At 65.2% G+C, this 14,180-nt stretch carries 11 protein-coding genes; 9 read left to right on the top strand and 2 right to left on the bottom strand.

Annotated features, from left to right (window positions below):
* The first annotated feature begins 24 nt into the window (after window positions 1–24).
* The 8 genes from PVE35_RS06105 (at window position 25) to PVE35_RS06070 (ending at window position 9,999) form a co-directional block, all read left to right on the top strand.
* Window positions 25–750: an RDD family protein gene (locus tag PVE35_RS06105; RefSeq protein WP_277374126.1), complete on the top strand. Its 726-nt coding sequence runs from the start codon at window positions 25–27 to the stop codon at window positions 748–750.
* Window positions 747–1,727 carry a stage II sporulation protein M gene (locus PVE35_RS06100; protein WP_277374125.1) on the top strand — a complete coding sequence of 327 codons (981 nt, stop codon included), beginning with the start codon at window positions 747–749 and terminating at the stop codon, window positions 1,725–1,727. The genes PVE35_RS06105 and PVE35_RS06100 overlap by 4 nt, the downstream gene beginning before the upstream one ends.
* Window positions 1,714–3,279, top strand: coding sequence for a DUF4129 domain-containing protein (locus tag PVE35_RS06095; protein ID WP_268182066.1), 1,566 nt, complete (start codon window positions 1,714–1,716; stop codon window positions 3,277–3,279). Before PVE35_RS06100 ends, PVE35_RS06095 begins: the two co-directional genes overlap by 14 nt.
* The gene (locus PVE35_RS06090) at window positions 3,276–4,457 is read left to right on the top strand and encodes a DUF4350 domain-containing protein (protein ID WP_268182064.1); all 1,182 of its coding nucleotides are present in this window, start codon (window positions 3,276–3,278) and stop codon (window positions 4,455–4,457) included. Before PVE35_RS06095 ends, PVE35_RS06090 begins: the two co-directional genes overlap by 4 nt.
* Window positions 4,454–5,494, top strand: coding sequence for a MoxR family ATPase (locus tag PVE35_RS06085; protein ID WP_268182062.1), 1,041 nt, complete (start codon window positions 4,454–4,456; stop codon window positions 5,492–5,494). The genes PVE35_RS06090 and PVE35_RS06085 overlap by 4 nt, the downstream gene beginning before the upstream one ends.
* Window positions 5,491–6,822 (top strand): DUF58 domain-containing protein, encoded by a 1,332-nt coding sequence (locus PVE35_RS06080; RefSeq protein WP_277374124.1) that lies wholly within the window; start codon window positions 5,491–5,493, stop codon window positions 6,820–6,822. The genes PVE35_RS06085 and PVE35_RS06080 overlap by 4 nt, the downstream gene beginning before the upstream one ends.
* A 221-nt stretch (window positions 6,823–7,043) precedes the next feature.
* Entirely contained in the window at window positions 7,044–7,625 is a 582-nt protein-coding gene (locus tag PVE35_RS06075) for a Fe-Mn family superoxide dismutase (RefSeq protein ID WP_003462535.1), read from the top strand.
* 319 nt (window positions 7,626–7,944) lie between these two features.
* Window positions 7,945–9,999, top strand: coding sequence for a GGDEF domain-containing phosphodiesterase (locus PVE35_RS06070; protein ID WP_268182058.1), 2,055 nt, complete (start codon window positions 7,945–7,947; stop codon window positions 9,997–9,999).
* A gap of 40 nt (window positions 10,000–10,039) precedes the next feature.
* Here the strand turns inward: PVE35_RS06070 and PVE35_RS06065 are convergent, their stop codons facing one another.
* Entirely contained in the window at window positions 10,040–10,945 is a 906-nt protein-coding gene (locus tag PVE35_RS06065; RefSeq protein WP_277374123.1) for a GIDE domain-containing protein, read from the bottom strand.
* Between the two features lie 2 nt (window positions 10,946–10,947).
* Window positions 10,948–11,520: a LemA family protein gene (locus PVE35_RS06060; protein ID WP_268182054.1), complete on the bottom strand. Its 573-nt coding sequence runs from the start codon at window positions 11,518–11,520 to the stop codon at window positions 10,948–10,950.
* Between the two features lie 229 nt (window positions 11,521–11,749).
* Here PVE35_RS06060 and PVE35_RS06055 point away from each other — a divergent pair, with 229 nt between their 5' ends.
* Window positions 11,750–13,087: an imelysin family protein gene (locus tag PVE35_RS06055; protein WP_277374122.1), complete on the top strand. Its 1,338-nt coding sequence runs from the start codon at window positions 11,750–11,752 to the stop codon at window positions 13,085–13,087.
* The last annotated feature ends 1,093 nt before the right edge of the window (window positions 13,088–14,180 follow it).

Below are 14,180 nucleotides of genomic sequence, written 5' to 3'. Positions count from 1 at the left end.
GGCTTTCGCCCAGACAGACCGCCGATGCCCCTGACCACAAGCACACGCGCCACTGCCGATACCCCGGCCCTGGATACCCACTATCAAGTGGAAACCCCGGAAGGCATCGACCTGCATCTGCGCCCCGCCAGTCTGGTGCCACGTGCCCTGGCATTCGCCATCGATCTGGCCATACGTGGCCTGATTCTCGGCGTGGCCTACGTGGTGCTGGGCCTGCTCGGGCAGTTCGGCTTGGGCCTGGCCACCATCCTGCTGTTTCTCGTGACCTGGTGGTACATGGTGCTGTTCGAGGTGCTCAACCAGGGCCGCTCCCCCGGCAAGCAGTTGCTCGGCCTGCGTGTGGTGCATGACGACGGCACGCCCATCGGCTGGGCTGCGTCGCTGACGCGCAACCTGCTGCGCTTCGTCGATCTGCTGCCATTCGGTTACACCTTCGGCATCCTCAGTTGCCTCAATCATCCGGCTTTCAAGCGCCTCGGCGATATCGCCGCCGGCACCCTGGTGGTCTATCGCGAGGTCGCCCCGAGCCGCCCCGAGCTGCCGGATGCCGAGCCGCTGCCAGCCCCCTTCCCGCTGACGCTGAGCGAGCAGCGTGCCTTGCTCGGTTTCGCCGAGCGCGGCGGGCAGCTCTCCAGTGCGCGGCGCGCCGAACTGGCCGCCCTGTTGGCCGAGCCGCTGCAGATTCCAGCCGAACAGGCCGAAGCGCGGCTCAATGGCATCGCCCGTGGGCTGCTGGGAGCTGCGCCATGAAACAGAGCCTGTTCGAGACGCGTCACCAACGCGAGTGGGACAGCTTCGCCCAGCAACTCGCCGCGCTTGAACAGGGCAAGGCCCAGGGCGAAGCCTGCACGCGCTTCGCCGCCGATTACCGGCAGCTCTGCCAGCACCTGGCCCTGGCCCAGGCGCGCGGTTACAGCAGCCACCTGATCGACCAGTTGCAGCAACTGGCCATGCGCGGCCACCAGCAGTTCTACCGTCACCGCAGTACCCTCGGCGCGCAGTCGATTCGCTTTTTGCTCGGCGGTTTTCCGCGCCTGGTGCGTCGCGAATGGCGCCTGGTATGCGCAGCCAGCCTATTGTTCTTCGGCACCCTGGCGTTGATGGGGGTGCTCACCTACCTGTTTCCCGAGCTGATCTACAGCCTGGTGGCGCCGGATCAGGTCAGCGAGATGGAGCGCATGTACGACCCGGATGCCCGGCGCATCGGCCGCTTCGGTGAGCGTGATGCCGGCGACGACTGGATGATGTTCGGCTTCTACATCATGAACAACATCGGCATCGCCTTTCAGACCTTCGCCGGCGGCCTGCTACTGGGCCTGGGCAGCCTGTTCTTCCTGCTCTTCAATGGCCTGATGATCGGTGCCGTGGCCGGCCACCTGAGCCGCATCGGCTACGGCGAAACCTTCTGGTCCTTCGTCATCGGCCATGGTGCCTTCGAGCTGACCGCCATCGCTCTGGCTGGCGCCGCCGGGCTCAAGCTGGGCTGGGCGCTGCTCGCCCCCGGCCGCCTGCGCCGTGGCGAAGCGCTGCGCCAGGCCGCCAGCCAGGCCATCCAGCTAGTGGCCGGGGTCGTCCTGTTCCTGCTGCTGGCCGCCTTCATCGAGGCCTTCTGGTCGTCCACCACAGTGGCCACGCCCCAGGTCAAATATGCCGTCGGTGCCCTGCTCTGGATCCTCGTGCTGAGCTACCTGACCCTGGCCGGGCGGAGGCAACATGCGCCTGACTGAAGCCAGCCTGGCCATCCGCCCACGCACGGCCTGGGAAGCGCTGGATCTGGGCGTGCTCATGGCTCAGCGCCACGCCGGCCTGCTGATGGCCAGTTGGGCGCTGGTCACCCTGCCGATCTTCGCGCTGCTCTGCGCTCTGCTCTGGGAGTATCCGGGTGCAGCCATCCTGCTGTTCTGGTGGTTGAAGCCAGCCTATGAACGCCTGCCGCTGTACATCCTGTCGCAGGCATTGTTCGGCAACACGCCGACACTCAAGCAGGCACTGAAGGCCTGGCCCAGGCTGCTGAAACCGCAACTGCTGGCCAGCCTGACCTGGCGCCGACTGAGCCTCACGCGCAGCTTCGACCTGCCGGTGCTGCAGCTCGAAGGGCTTTCCGGACAGGCGCGCAGCCAGCGTCTGATCGTACTGTCACAGCGCGGCAGCGGCGCGGCGACCTGGCTCACGGTAGTCGGCGTGCATCTGGAAAGCGCCCTGCTGCTGGGCCTGAGCACCCTCTTCTACCTGATGCTGCCACAGCAGATCGAACTGGACTGGAGCTGGCAGAGCCTGATCGCCGCGGACGGCAGCCAATGGCTATGGCTCGAGCACCTGTCCAACCTCGGCTACGCCCTGCTGCTGATCGTCTGGGAGCCGGTCTACGTCGCCTGTGGTTTCACGCTCTACCTCAATCGCCGCACCGAACTGGAGGCCTGGGACATCGAGCTGGTGTTCCGCCGCCTGCGCCAACGCCTGATCGGCACGGCCTACGCCCTGTTGCTCGGCTGCGCCCTGCTGCTGGGCCAGCCGGCCAGCACGGCCTGGGCCGACGAGGCAGCCACGGCGCCACAGAACGACCCGCTGGGCCCGCAGGCACCACGCTTGCTGGAGCAATCTCTAAACAGCCAGGCCGCGCACGAAAGCATCACCCGCCTGCTCGACGAGCCGCCGTTCCAGAATCGGGAAACCGTCACGCGCTGGCGCCTGGGCGACGAGTCTGCAGAAGAGAAAGAGGAACCAGTCGAGCCCACGGGCTTCCTTGACCTGCTGGAAAAGCTCGGGCAGCTCTGGAAAAGCCTGGATACCATGGCCCAGGTCTTCGAGGTGTTGCTCTGGGGCAGCCTGTTCGCTCTGCTGGCGTTCATCCTCTGGCGCTACCGCGACTGGCTGCAGACCTTCGGCGAGCGCGTCGGCCTGCCGCAACGCCGCACGGTGGTGGCGCCCACGCAATTGTTCGGCCTGGAAGTGGCCCCGCAAAGCCTGCCCGAGGACGTGGCCAGCGAAGCGCAACGGTTGTGGGATCAGGATCCACGCGCGGCCTTGAGCCTGCTCTATCGCGCGCTGCTCAGCCGCCTGCTGCACGATCATCATCTGCCACTGAAGGCCTCGCACACCGAGGGCGAAGTCCTGCACCTGGTCGCCACCCTGCAGCAGCAAGCCCTGCAGCACTACAGCGAACAGCTCACCGGCCATTGGCAGGCGCTCGCCTACGGTCATCGCCAACCGCCAGCCGAACAGGCCCAGCACCTCTGCCAGAGCTGGCGTGAGCTGTTCGGTCAGCAGGTTCGCGCATGAGCCGCCGCGCCGGATTCCTCACGGCCATGGCCGTGCTGCTGGCCCTGGGGCTGCTGGCCATCTATCTGCTGGGGCGCCTGCAGCCCTACCAGGAAACCCTCGAACACGGCCCCGCCCCCGAAGTGGACGCCAACCCTTACCTGGCCGCCGAACACTTCCTGCGCCAGCAAGGCATCGCCGTGCAGCGTGCCGACAATCTGGAAGTCCTCAGCACCCTGCCGAGCCAGGGGCAGACCCTGATGCTGCTGGCCGACCGCGGCAACATGACGCCACGCCAGGCCGAGCACGTGCTGCAATGGACGGCCAATGGCGGCCACCTGCTACTGATCGCCGAGCGCCTGTGGGACGCGGACGAAGGCAAGAGCGGCGATCTGCTCCTTGACCTGCTGGACATCGAGCAGTACATGAGCGACGACCTCGACGACGACGAAGCCGAAGGCGAGCCGGCCGACGCGCAGAGCGAAGACGCCTACCCGGATCTGACCAAGCTGTACCTGCAGAACGAAGACGCCCCGGCCTACATCGCCTTCGACACCGCCTTCCACCTCTACGACGCGCAGAACCGTGCCCATGCCTGGGCCAACAGCGCCCAGGCCACCCACCTGCTGCAGCTCTATCACGGCGACGGTCTGATCACCGTGATGAGCGATCCGTGGATCTGGCAGAACCAAGCCATCGGCGAATACGACAATGCCTGGCTGCTCTGGTACCTCAGCCAGGACAGCGTCGTCACCCTGCTCTACCGTGCCGACCACGATGACCTGTTCACCTTGCTGCTGCGCCACTTCCCACTGGCGCTGGTGGTGCTGGCCCTGCTGATCGCCGCCGCCCTGTGGCACGCCGGCATGCGCCATGGCCCGCTGCTGGCGCCGGCCAGCCGCGCGCGCCGGCAACTGGCGGAACACCTGCGCGCCAGCGCCGACTTCCTGCTGCGCCGCAGCGGCCAGCACAGCCTGCTGCACATCCTCCAGCAGGACATCAAACGCCGCGCCAGGCGCCGCTACCCCGGCTTCGAGAAACTCGGTGTCGCCGAACAGTGGCAGGTACTTGGCCGCCTGACCCGCCTGCCCAGCAAGGCGATCAGCCAAGCCATGCGCCCGCTGCCCAAGCAGCGCCTATCGGCCAGTGACTTCACCCGCCAGGTCGCCCACCTGCAAACCCTCAGGAATGCCCTATGACGAGCGAACAGACGCCTGATACCGAAAACCTGCCGGCTGCCGATGCAGCGGCTGCCGCCCCGGTCAATCCACAGGCCCAGCAGCGCCAGCGCGCCAGCGCCCTGGCCCAGGCCCTGCGCAGCGAATTGCGCAAGGCCGTGATCGGCCAGAACGCGGTGATCGACGACGTGCTCACGGCGCTGATCGCCGGTGGCCACGTGCTGGTCGAAGGCGTACCCGGCCTGGGCAAGACCCTGCTGGTGCGCGCCCTGGCGCGCTGCTTCGGCGGCGACTTCGCGCGCATCCAGTTCACCCCGGATCTGATGCCCAGCGACATCACCGGCCACGCCGTGTACGACCTGCAAAGCGAGCAGTTCAAGCTGCGCAAGGGGCCTATCTTCACCAACCTGCTGCTGGCCGACGAGATCAACCGTGCCCCGGCCAAGACCCAGGCTGCCCTGCTGGAAGTGATGCAGGAGCGCCAGGTGACCCTGGAAGGTCGCGCCCTGGCCGTGCCACTGCCGTTCATGGTGCTGGCCACGCAGAACCCCATCGAACAGGAAGGTACCTACCCGCTGCCGGAAGCCGAGCTCGATCGCTTCATGCTCAAGCTGCGCATGGACTACCCTGAGCCGGACGAGGAGCTGAGCATGGTGCGTCAGGTGACCCGTTCGGCCAAGGCCGACATGCTCGAAGTCAACCCGCTACGCACCCTGCTGCAAGCCAAGGACGTGCTGGCCCTGCAGAAGATCGCCAGCGATCTGCCCATCGATGACCAGGTGCTCGACTACGCCGTGCGTCTGGCCCGGGCCAGCCGCGCCTGGCCGGGTCTGGCCATGGGCGCCGGGCCGCGCGCCTCGATCGCCCTGGTGCGTGGCGCCCGCGCCCGTGCCCTGCTGCGTGGCGGCGACTTCGTGCTGCCCGATGACATCAAGGGCTGCGCCCTGGCCGTGCTGCGCCATCGCGTACGCCTGGCCCCCGAACTGGACATCGAAGGCCTGTCGGTGGATCAGGTGCTGCAACAACTGCTCGACCAGGTACCGGCACCGCGTCTATGAAGCCTTCGCGCCTGCTCCTTGCCCTACTCGCAGCGCTGCTGGCAATCGCCGTACTGCTCGGCGCCCTGCCACTGTTCGGCATCGCGCTGCCGGCCAGCCTGCAACCCTTGAGTTGGGGCATGCTCGTCGCCCTGTTGCTGGTCGCGGCCAGCGATGCCCTATGGCTGCGCCGCCTGCCCACGCCACGGGTGCAGCGCACCTTGCCGGGCAACCTGCCGCTGGGGCGCTGGAGCGACGTGCAGTTGCAGGTGCATCATGACTTCTCGAACGCGGTGCAGCTCGAACTGTTCGACCATGTCCCGGCCGGCATGGCCTTCGAGGGCATGCCACTGCGCATCGACCTGCATCCGGGCCAGCAGACGCAATCGAGCTACCGCCTCAAACCCCAGCAACGCGGACACTTCGCCTTCGCCCGCTGCGAACTGCTGCTGCCCAGCCCGTTACGCCTGTGGCAGGGCCGCCGCCTGCTCGACATGCCTGGCGAGAGCCGTGTGTTCCCCGACTTCGCCCGCCTCTACGGCGCCCAATTGAAAGCCGTGGACGACTGGCTCAGCCAGCTTGGCGTGCGTCAACGCCCGCGCCGTGGTCTGGGTCTGGAATTCCATCAGCTACGCGAGTTTCGCGACGGCGACACCCTGCGCCAGATCGACTGGAAGGCCACCGCGCGCAAGCGCACGCCCATCGCCCGCGAATACCAGGACGAGCGTGACCAGCAGATCGTCTTCCTGCTCGACTGTGGCCGGCGCATGCGCAGCCAGGACGACGAGCTATCGCACTTCGATCACGCCCTCAATGCCTGCCTGCTGCTCAGCTACGTGGCCCTGCGCCAGGGCGACGCGGTGGGCCTGGCGACCTTCGCCGGCAATCACCAGCGCTACCTGGCCCCGGTCAAGGGCCAAACGCAGCTCAACAGCCTGCTGGGCGCCGTCTACGACCTGCAGACCAGCCAGCAGCCGGCCGACTTCAGCGCCGCCGCCGACCTGCTCCTGTCCCGCCAGCGCCGCCGCGCCCTGGTGGTGCTGGTGAGCAACCTGCGCGACGAGGATGACCAGGATCTGCTCGCCGCGGTCAGGCGCCTGTCGCGCCAGCATCGCGTGCTGGTCGCCAGCCTGCGCGAAGAGGTGCTCGACCAGCTCCGCCAGGAGCCCGTGACGGGCTACGAGCAGGCCCTGGCCTACTGCGGCACACTGGATTACCTCAACGCTCGCGCCGGGCTGCACGAGCGCCTGGCCGCGCATGACGTGCCGGTGCTCGATGCCCGCCCAGGCGAGCTGGGGCCGGAGCTGGTCAGCAGCTACCTGGCCTGGAAGAAAGCGGGTGCACTTTGACCCCGCAAGGCGGTCGAAGATATCGACGCAGAGGCCCTGGCACCGGCTTTCCCACACAGATGTTGCGTGGTTATGGCCGAGGCTGGGTGCTATGATTCCGAGTCTGTGGCGCAAGGAGTACAAACTCCACGCCGCTCGCAGGCTGGGATCAGCCTGCCTTCAGGGCCGCCCGTGATCGGCCTCATGCGCATACCGCACACGACCTGAGTAGGAGATAGACCATGGCTTTTGAATTGCCGCCGCTGCCTTACGAAAAGAATGCCCTCGAGCCGCACATTTCCGCCGAGACCCTGGAATTCCACCACGACAAGCACCACAACACCTACGTGGTGAACCTGAACAACCTGGTGCCGGGCACCGAGTTTGAAGGCAAGAGCCTGGAAGAGATCGTCAAGACCTCCTCGGGCGGCATCTTCAACAACGCCGCCCAGGTGTGGAACCACACCTTCTACTGGAACTGCCTGTCGCCCAACGGCGGTGGCCAGCCCACCGGCGCCCTGGCTGACGCCATCAACGCCGCTTTCGGTTCCTTCGACAAGTTCAAGGAAGAGTTCAGCAAGGTTTCCATCGGCACCTTCGGTTCCGGCTGGGGCTGGCTGGTGAAGAAGGCTGACGGCTCCCTGGCCCTGGCCAGCACCATCGGCGCTGGCTGCCCGCTGACTTCCGGCGATACCCCGCTGCTGACCTGCGACGTCTGGGAGCACGCCTACTACATCGACTACCGCAACCTGCGTCCGAAGTACGTCGAGGCGTTCTGGAACCTGGTCAACTGGGACTTCGTCGCCCAGAACTACGCGGCCTGAACCCAGGCAAGGTAAGACAAGAACCCGGCCCTGCAGCCGGGTTCTTTTTTCAGCCCTCGAAAGTCACGAAACAAAGACACTTCGAGCGCCCCGAGCAAATGCTTGCAGTCGGCTCGACGACGATCCAGTATCAACTTTCTGTCAGCACATGGCACTAAAGTCCTAGCCTTCTTCACCGACAACCTCATCGAGACGGCGCGGCCCGCTCTGCGGACTCACGCACGAAAAATGCATACATCCATGGTGGCCCTTTGACGGCCAGGGCGAGATTGCCAATACTTGCCCGATGACGCTGCTGCACTGACACAAGGAATTGACGTTGAAGCTGGAATTGAAGAACAGCTTGTCACTCAAGTTGCTCCGCGTAGTGCTGCTTTCAGCATTCGTGGTCGGCGTCGTATTGAGTTGTGCGCAGATCGTCTTCGACGCCTACAAGACGCGCCAGGCAGTGGCCAACGACGCGCACCGCATCCTCGGCATGTTCCGCGACCCCTCGACCCAGGCGGTTTACAGCCTGGATCGGGAAATGGGCATGCAGGTGATCGAAGGCCTGTTCCAGCACGAATCGGTGCGCTACGCGTCCATCGGTCACCCCAACGAACCCATGCTGGCCGAGCGTTCACGGGATCTGGCGCAGATTCCCACGCGCATGCTCACCGATCCGATCCTCGGCCAGGAGCAGCAGTTCTCAATCAAGCTGGTTGGTCGCGGCCCCTACAGCGAATACTACGGCGATCTCACCATCATCCTCGACACCGCGCCCTATGGAGAGAACTTCGTCACCAACTCGGTGATCATCTTCATTTCCGGCGTGCTGCGGGCCATGGCCATGGGCCTGGTGCTCTACCTGGTCTACCACTGGCTGCTGACCAAACCGCTGGCGAAGATCATCGAGCACCTGACCAATATCAACCCCGACCGCCCCAGCGAGCACAAGCTGCCCATGCTTCCGGGCAACGAGAAGAACGAGCTGGGCCTATGGATCAACACCGCCAACCAGTTGCTCGCCTCCATCGAGCGCAACACGCAACTGCGCCGTGAAGCGGAGAACAGCCTGCTGCGCATGGCCCAGTTCGACTTCCTCACCGGCCTGCCCAATCGCCAACAACTGCAACAGCAGCTCGACCAGATTCTCGAGGATGCCGGTCGTCTGCAACGCCGTGTCGCCGTGCTCTGTGTCGGCCTCGACGACTTCAAGGGCATCAACGAACAGTTCAGCTACCAGAGTGGCGACCAGTTGCTCCTGGCCCTCTCCGACCGCCTGCGCAGCCACAGTGGCCGCCTCGACGCCCTGGCCCGCCTGGGTGGCGACCAGTTCGCCCTGGTGCAGGCCGACATCGAACAACCCTACGAAGCCGCCGAGTTGGCGCAGAGCGTGCTGGACGACCTGGAACTGCCCTTCATGCTCGACCAGCAGGAGGTGCGCCTGCGCGCCACCATCGGCATCACCCTGTTCCCGGAAGATGGCGACAGCACCGAGAAACTGCTGCAGAAAGCCGAGCAGACCATGACCCTGGCCAAGAGCCGCTCGCGCAACCGCTATCAGTTCTACATCGCCAGCGTCGACAGCGAGATGCGCCGCCGTCGCGAACTGGAGAAGGACTTGCGCGACGCCCTGGCGCAGAACCAGTTGCACCTGGTCTATCAGCCGCAGGTGGACTACCGTGACCATCGCGTGGTCGGCGTCGAGGCCCTGCTGCGCTGGCAGCATCCGCAGCACGGTTTCGTCGCGCCGGATCTGTTCATCCCGCTGGCCGAGCAGAACGGCACCATCATCCCCATCGGCGAATGGGTGCTCGACCAGACCTGCCGGCAACTGCGCGAATGGCACGACCAGGGGTTCAGCGACCTGCGCATGGCCATCAACCTGTCCACCGTGCAGTTGCACCACTCCGAGCTGCCACGGGTGGTCAACAACCTGATGCAAGTCTACCGCCTGCCGCCCAAGAGCCTGGAGCTGGAAGTCACCGAAACCGGCCTGATGGAAGACATCAGCACCGCCGCCCAGCACCTGCTCAGCCTGCGCCGCTCGGGGGCGATGATCGCCATCGACGACTTCGGAACCGGCTATTCCTCGCTGAGCTATCTCAAGAGCCTGCCACTGGACAAGATCAAGATCGACAAGAGCTTCGTGCAGGATCTGCTCGAAGACGAGGACGACGCTACCATCGTTCGCGCCATCATCCAGCTCGGCAAGAGCCTGGGCATGCAAGTCATCGCCGAAGGCGTGGAAACCGCCGAGCAGGAGGCCTACATCATCGCCCAGGGCTGCCATGAGGGGCAGGGCTACCTCTACAGCAAGCCGCTGCCGGCGCGTGAGCTGACCCTGTTCCTCAAGCAATCCCAGCGCCTGAACTCCGCCGCCACGCTGTAACCAGCACGCCGCACTCAGTCGCGGCGGCGTGTCAGGTGTCTCACCAGTTCTGCACACCCAGCACCCAGGCCGTGGCCAGTGCACCGACCAGACACAGCACGGCACCAGCCGCCGCCTGCCAATAGAAACCGCGCGCCAGTTCGTCCTCCCCGGCGTTGGCCAGAATGAAGGGCTGTGCCTCCCTCGGCCTGGCCATCTGATTGCGGGCCGGCTCCTGCGCGCGCAGGCGCTGGCGATCCTCGGCCTCCAGCCGCGCAGCCAGACGCACCCGATCCCATTCCCGCTCATCCAGTTGACCGTTGCCGTCGCTGTCGAAGCGACGCAGCAGGCCGGCGAAGTCGCCCTTCCATTCGCGTATCACCGCGCCCTGCGCCGCCGTCGGATCGAAGCCCTGCTGCGCCGCACCCTGAGTGCGAAAATCGCCGATGGCATACAGCGGCTGGCCGGCATGCAGGCGTTCCTCGACGTAGCGGTAGCGCCTGCCACTGCTCAGAAAGCGCCAGAACCCGCTCTTTACCGGCCCCAACGGATGGCGCAGGTTGCCCTCCCAGCTATCGCGCACCACCGGGCGCACCTCGGCGCCGCGCGGGTCGATCAGGCACTCGCCGGTGCCGTCATCCAGACGCAACCAGGCCTCGCTGCTGCCGCGCTCGACCACCCGCCAGGTGCTCTTGTTGTCGCTGGACTGGTATTCCTCGATGCGATAGCGCCACCACAGGCAGGGTTTGCCGGTCAGCGGGCCGCGCACCTCGGCTCCAGGCAGCTCGTGCAACACGCCATACAACTCGACATAACCCTGCGCCGCCGAACGGATCTTCGAGGTGGGGGTATCCAGCAGATGGCGCGCCTGTGACCAACGCCGCAGGCACCACCAGGCGCCGCTCAGACAGGTGCCGAGGGTGAAAGCCAGGGTGACGAAGAAGCCCAAGGGATCACCCTGCATCATGGTCAGTTGAACAGCGACTTGAGGTCGACGTCGGCCTTCTCCGCCTCGCTGAATACCAGCAGCTCGGCAGCCTGGAAATTGAACATCCGCGCCAGGATCACGTCCGGGAACTGTTCGATGCGCACGTTGTTGAGGTTCACCGCCTCGTTGTACAGCTCGCGGCGGTCGGCGATGCCATTCTCCAGACCGCTGATGCGCTGCTGCAGATGCTGGAAGCTATCGTTGGCCTTGAGCTGCGGATAGTTCTCGGCCAGGGCGAAGAGCTGACCGAGCCCGGCGCGCAGACCGCTTTCGGCCTTGCCCAGGGCGCCCACGTCCTGTTGCTCACGGGCGCTGGCCACGGCGCTGCGGGCGGCGATCACCCGCTCCAGGGTAGCGCCCTCGTACTGCATGTACTGCTTGCAGGTTTCCACCAACTTGGGCAACTCGTCGTGGCGCTGCTTGAGCAACACGTCGATGTTCGACCAGGCCTTGCTCACGCCATGCTTGAGGCGCACCAGGCCGTTGTAGAGGGAAACCGCATAGGCTCCCAGCAGTACGGCGACGACGAGCAGAATCACAGCGGTCAGGCTCATGCAGTTATCTCCATGTAGAACTGCGCAACGGAGCGGGCATTCTAGGGTCTGTTGCCGTTTCGCGCACGGCCGCAACGAAACGGCAGTCGGCCCAGCGCCACCAGCAGAGAGGTTCCGCACAGCTTCGCATAATGGCCTTTACACATAATGCGAAACATTTGCATTATGTCGGGGTTTCGCAGATACGCTCGCGCATCTATCACAACCCGCACACGCAAAGGACTCCGCCATGATTCGTATGCCCCTGGCCTCGGCCAGCCTCCTGGCCATCGCCATTTCTCTAGCCGGTTGCGGTGACGACAAAGCACCGGCCAGCCAAGCCGCCGCTCCGGCCGCCAGCGAGAGCGCCGCTCCGGCAGCCACCGCCAGCAAGGTGGACGAAGCCGCCGCCAAGGCCGTGGTGAATCACTACGCGGATCTGGCCCTGGCCGTGTTCAGCGACGCCGCCAGCACCGGCAAGGCGCTGCAAAGCGCCGTCGACGCCCTGCTCGCCAACCCCAGCGAAGAAACCCTGAAAGCTGCCCGCCAGGCCTGGCTGGCCGCGCGCGTGCCCTACATGCAGAGCGAAGTGTTCCGCTTCGGCAACCCGGTGGTGGACGACTGGGAAGGCCAGCTCAACGCCTGGCCGCTGGATGAAGGCCTGATCGACTACGTCGCCCCCGACTACCAGCATGCGCTGGGTAACCCGGGCGCGCAGGCCAACATCATCGCCAACACCGAGATCCAGGTCGGCGAAGACAAGATCGACGTCAGCAACATCACAGGCGATCTGCTGGCCAGCCTGAACGAGCTGGGCGGCTCCGAAGCCAACGTCGCCACCGGCTACCACGCCATCGAATTCCTCCTCTGGGGCCAGGATCTCAACGGCACCAAGCCCGGCGCTGGCGAGCGTCCGTACACCGATTATGTAGTGGGTGAAGGCGCCACCGGCGGCCACAACGAGCGTCGCCGTGCCTACCTCAAGGCCGCCACCGACCTGCTGGTCAAGGACCTGAACGACATGGTCGAGCAGTGGAAGCCCGGCGTCGAAGGCAACTACCGCAGCGAGCTGGTGGCCGACTCCGGCGAGAATGGCCTGCGCAAGATGCTGTTCGGCATGGGCAGCCTGTCCCTCGGCGAGCTGGCTGGCGAGCGCATGAAAGTCGCGCTGGAAGCCAACTCCACCGAAGACGAGCATGACTGCTTCAGCGACAACACCCACAACTCGCACTTCTACAATGGCCTGGGCATCCGCAACGTCTACCTGGGCGAGTACAAGAAGGTCGACGGCAGCACCCTGACCGGCCCGAGCCTGTCGGAGCTGGTGGCCAAGGTCGATCCGCAGACCGACACCACCCTCAAGGCCGACCTCGACGCCACCCAGGCCGAACTGCAGAAGCTGGTGGACAGCGCCGAGAAGGACAACGTGCATTTCGATCAACTGATCGCCGCCGACAACGCCGAGGGCCAGGCCCTGGTGCGTGGTGCCATCGCAGCGCTGGTCAAGCAGACCGGCGCCATCGAGCAGGCCTCGGGCAAGCTCGGCATCGCCGACCTGAACCCGGATACCGCTGATCACGAGTTCTGATCGATCCGCGCGTGACGCAACGGCTCGCCCTCTTGGGGGCGGGCCGTTTTTGTTTGTGGGTGATGGGGGGCCGGACTGGCAAGTTTGTATGAGTGCTCGCTTGTTTTCAGCGTTCGGGCTGCTTATCGGCGTTTCGGCGTCTGTTCCGAATTGCCGCGTTTCTGCTGATGTTTTTGGTTTCGCCCTCCCGGGCGGGTGTTCTAACGCCGCTACGGTATGTTCAGATAGTCCGGGTTTCGCCCCCTCGGGCGACTCACTTTTCTTTGAACTGCGCAAAGAAAAGTAAGCAAAAGAAACGCACCCCCGCCATCCGGGTCTCGCTTCGCTCGACTTCCCTCACTCCGGCATTGCTCCGGGGTCGGCTTGCAAGGGCCATCCATGGCCCTTCAAGCCTCTCGTGGCATCCATGCCACTCGCCCCCTGCGCAATGCCTGCGTTCGGCCTCCTGAAGGGGGAGTTAGCGCGCCGGAACGTACATTTGGCTCCGGGCATGCCCGGCGTGTTCTGGTAGCTGTGGAGCCGCGATTTGGCTGTCGAATAAAACCAATACTTTCATTCGCGTAGGGCGTACTCGCGAAGCAGTACGCCGTTGGTGGGAGTATTGAACGTAGGTTGTGGTGCCGAACTCGGCGTGGCCCGGCGGACTGTTCGCTGGCGCTCCTGAGTCCGCCCTACGGCCGCCCTCTCAAACACTCCGTGCTACTTCTGGGTTACCGCAGGCTCAGGCGCGTGCAGAGCCCGCCCAGGAGGGTGAACGGAATCGTCGTGGAAGAGGTTGAGCGACATGGATGTCGCGAGAGCCGCGATGGGCCAGGGATGGCCCACCGCGGCGGGCCTCTGGAGCGGCGATGGAGTGAACGAACCCTGGCGCAGCCAGGGCCGGATGACCGGGCGGAGGTTTTGGTTACTTTTGCCCCAAAAGTGACTCGCCCGGGAGGGCGAAACCAAAAAACATCAACAAAAACGCGGCAATCCGGAACAGGAGACTGTCAGATTTTTCGTGTGCGGGCGTTAACGCCCGTCACCTGACGGACAGTGAATTCACCAGGCGGGCCTGGTGAAGCGAGACACACAGAACAGCCAACACCGAATT

It is taken from the genome of Pseudomonas sp. AA-38, assembly GCF_029457475.1.
In the GTDB taxonomy this organism is placed as follows: Bacteria; Pseudomonadota; Gammaproteobacteria; order Pseudomonadales; family Pseudomonadaceae; genus Aquipseudomonas.
This window is presented reverse-complemented; position numbering and strand designations above follow the sequence as displayed.

Coding starts and splice junctions, on each gene's coding strand:
- PVE35_RS06095 (WP_268182066.1), top strand. CDS start 1,714: ATGCGCCTGACTGAAGCCAGCCTGGCCATCCGCCCACGCACGGCCTGG.
- PVE35_RS06105 (WP_277374126.1), top strand. CDS start 25: ATGCCCCTGACCACAAGCACACGCGCCACTGCCGATACCCCGGCCCTG.
- PVE35_RS06055 (WP_277374122.1), top strand. CDS start 11,750: ATGATTCGTATGCCCCTGGCCTCGGCCAGCCTCCTGGCCATCGCCATT.
- PVE35_RS06060 (WP_268182054.1), bottom strand. CDS start 11,520: ATGAGCCTGACCGCTGTGATTCTGCTCGTCGTCGCCGTACTGCTGGGA.
- PVE35_RS06075 (WP_003462535.1), top strand. CDS start 7,044: ATGGCTTTTGAATTGCCGCCGCTGCCTTACGAAAAGAATGCCCTCGAG.
- PVE35_RS06100 (WP_277374125.1), top strand. CDS start 747: ATGAAACAGAGCCTGTTCGAGACGCGTCACCAACGCGAGTGGGACAGC.
- PVE35_RS06090 (WP_268182064.1), top strand. CDS start 3,276: ATGAGCCGCCGCGCCGGATTCCTCACGGCCATGGCCGTGCTGCTGGCC.
- PVE35_RS06085 (WP_268182062.1), top strand. CDS start 4,454: ATGACGAGCGAACAGACGCCTGATACCGAAAACCTGCCGGCTGCCGAT.
- PVE35_RS06080 (WP_277374124.1), top strand. CDS start 5,491: ATGAAGCCTTCGCGCCTGCTCCTTGCCCTACTCGCAGCGCTGCTGGCA.
- PVE35_RS06065 (WP_277374123.1), bottom strand. CDS start 10,945: ATGATGCAGGGTGATCCCTTGGGCTTCTTCGTCACCCTGGCTTTCACC.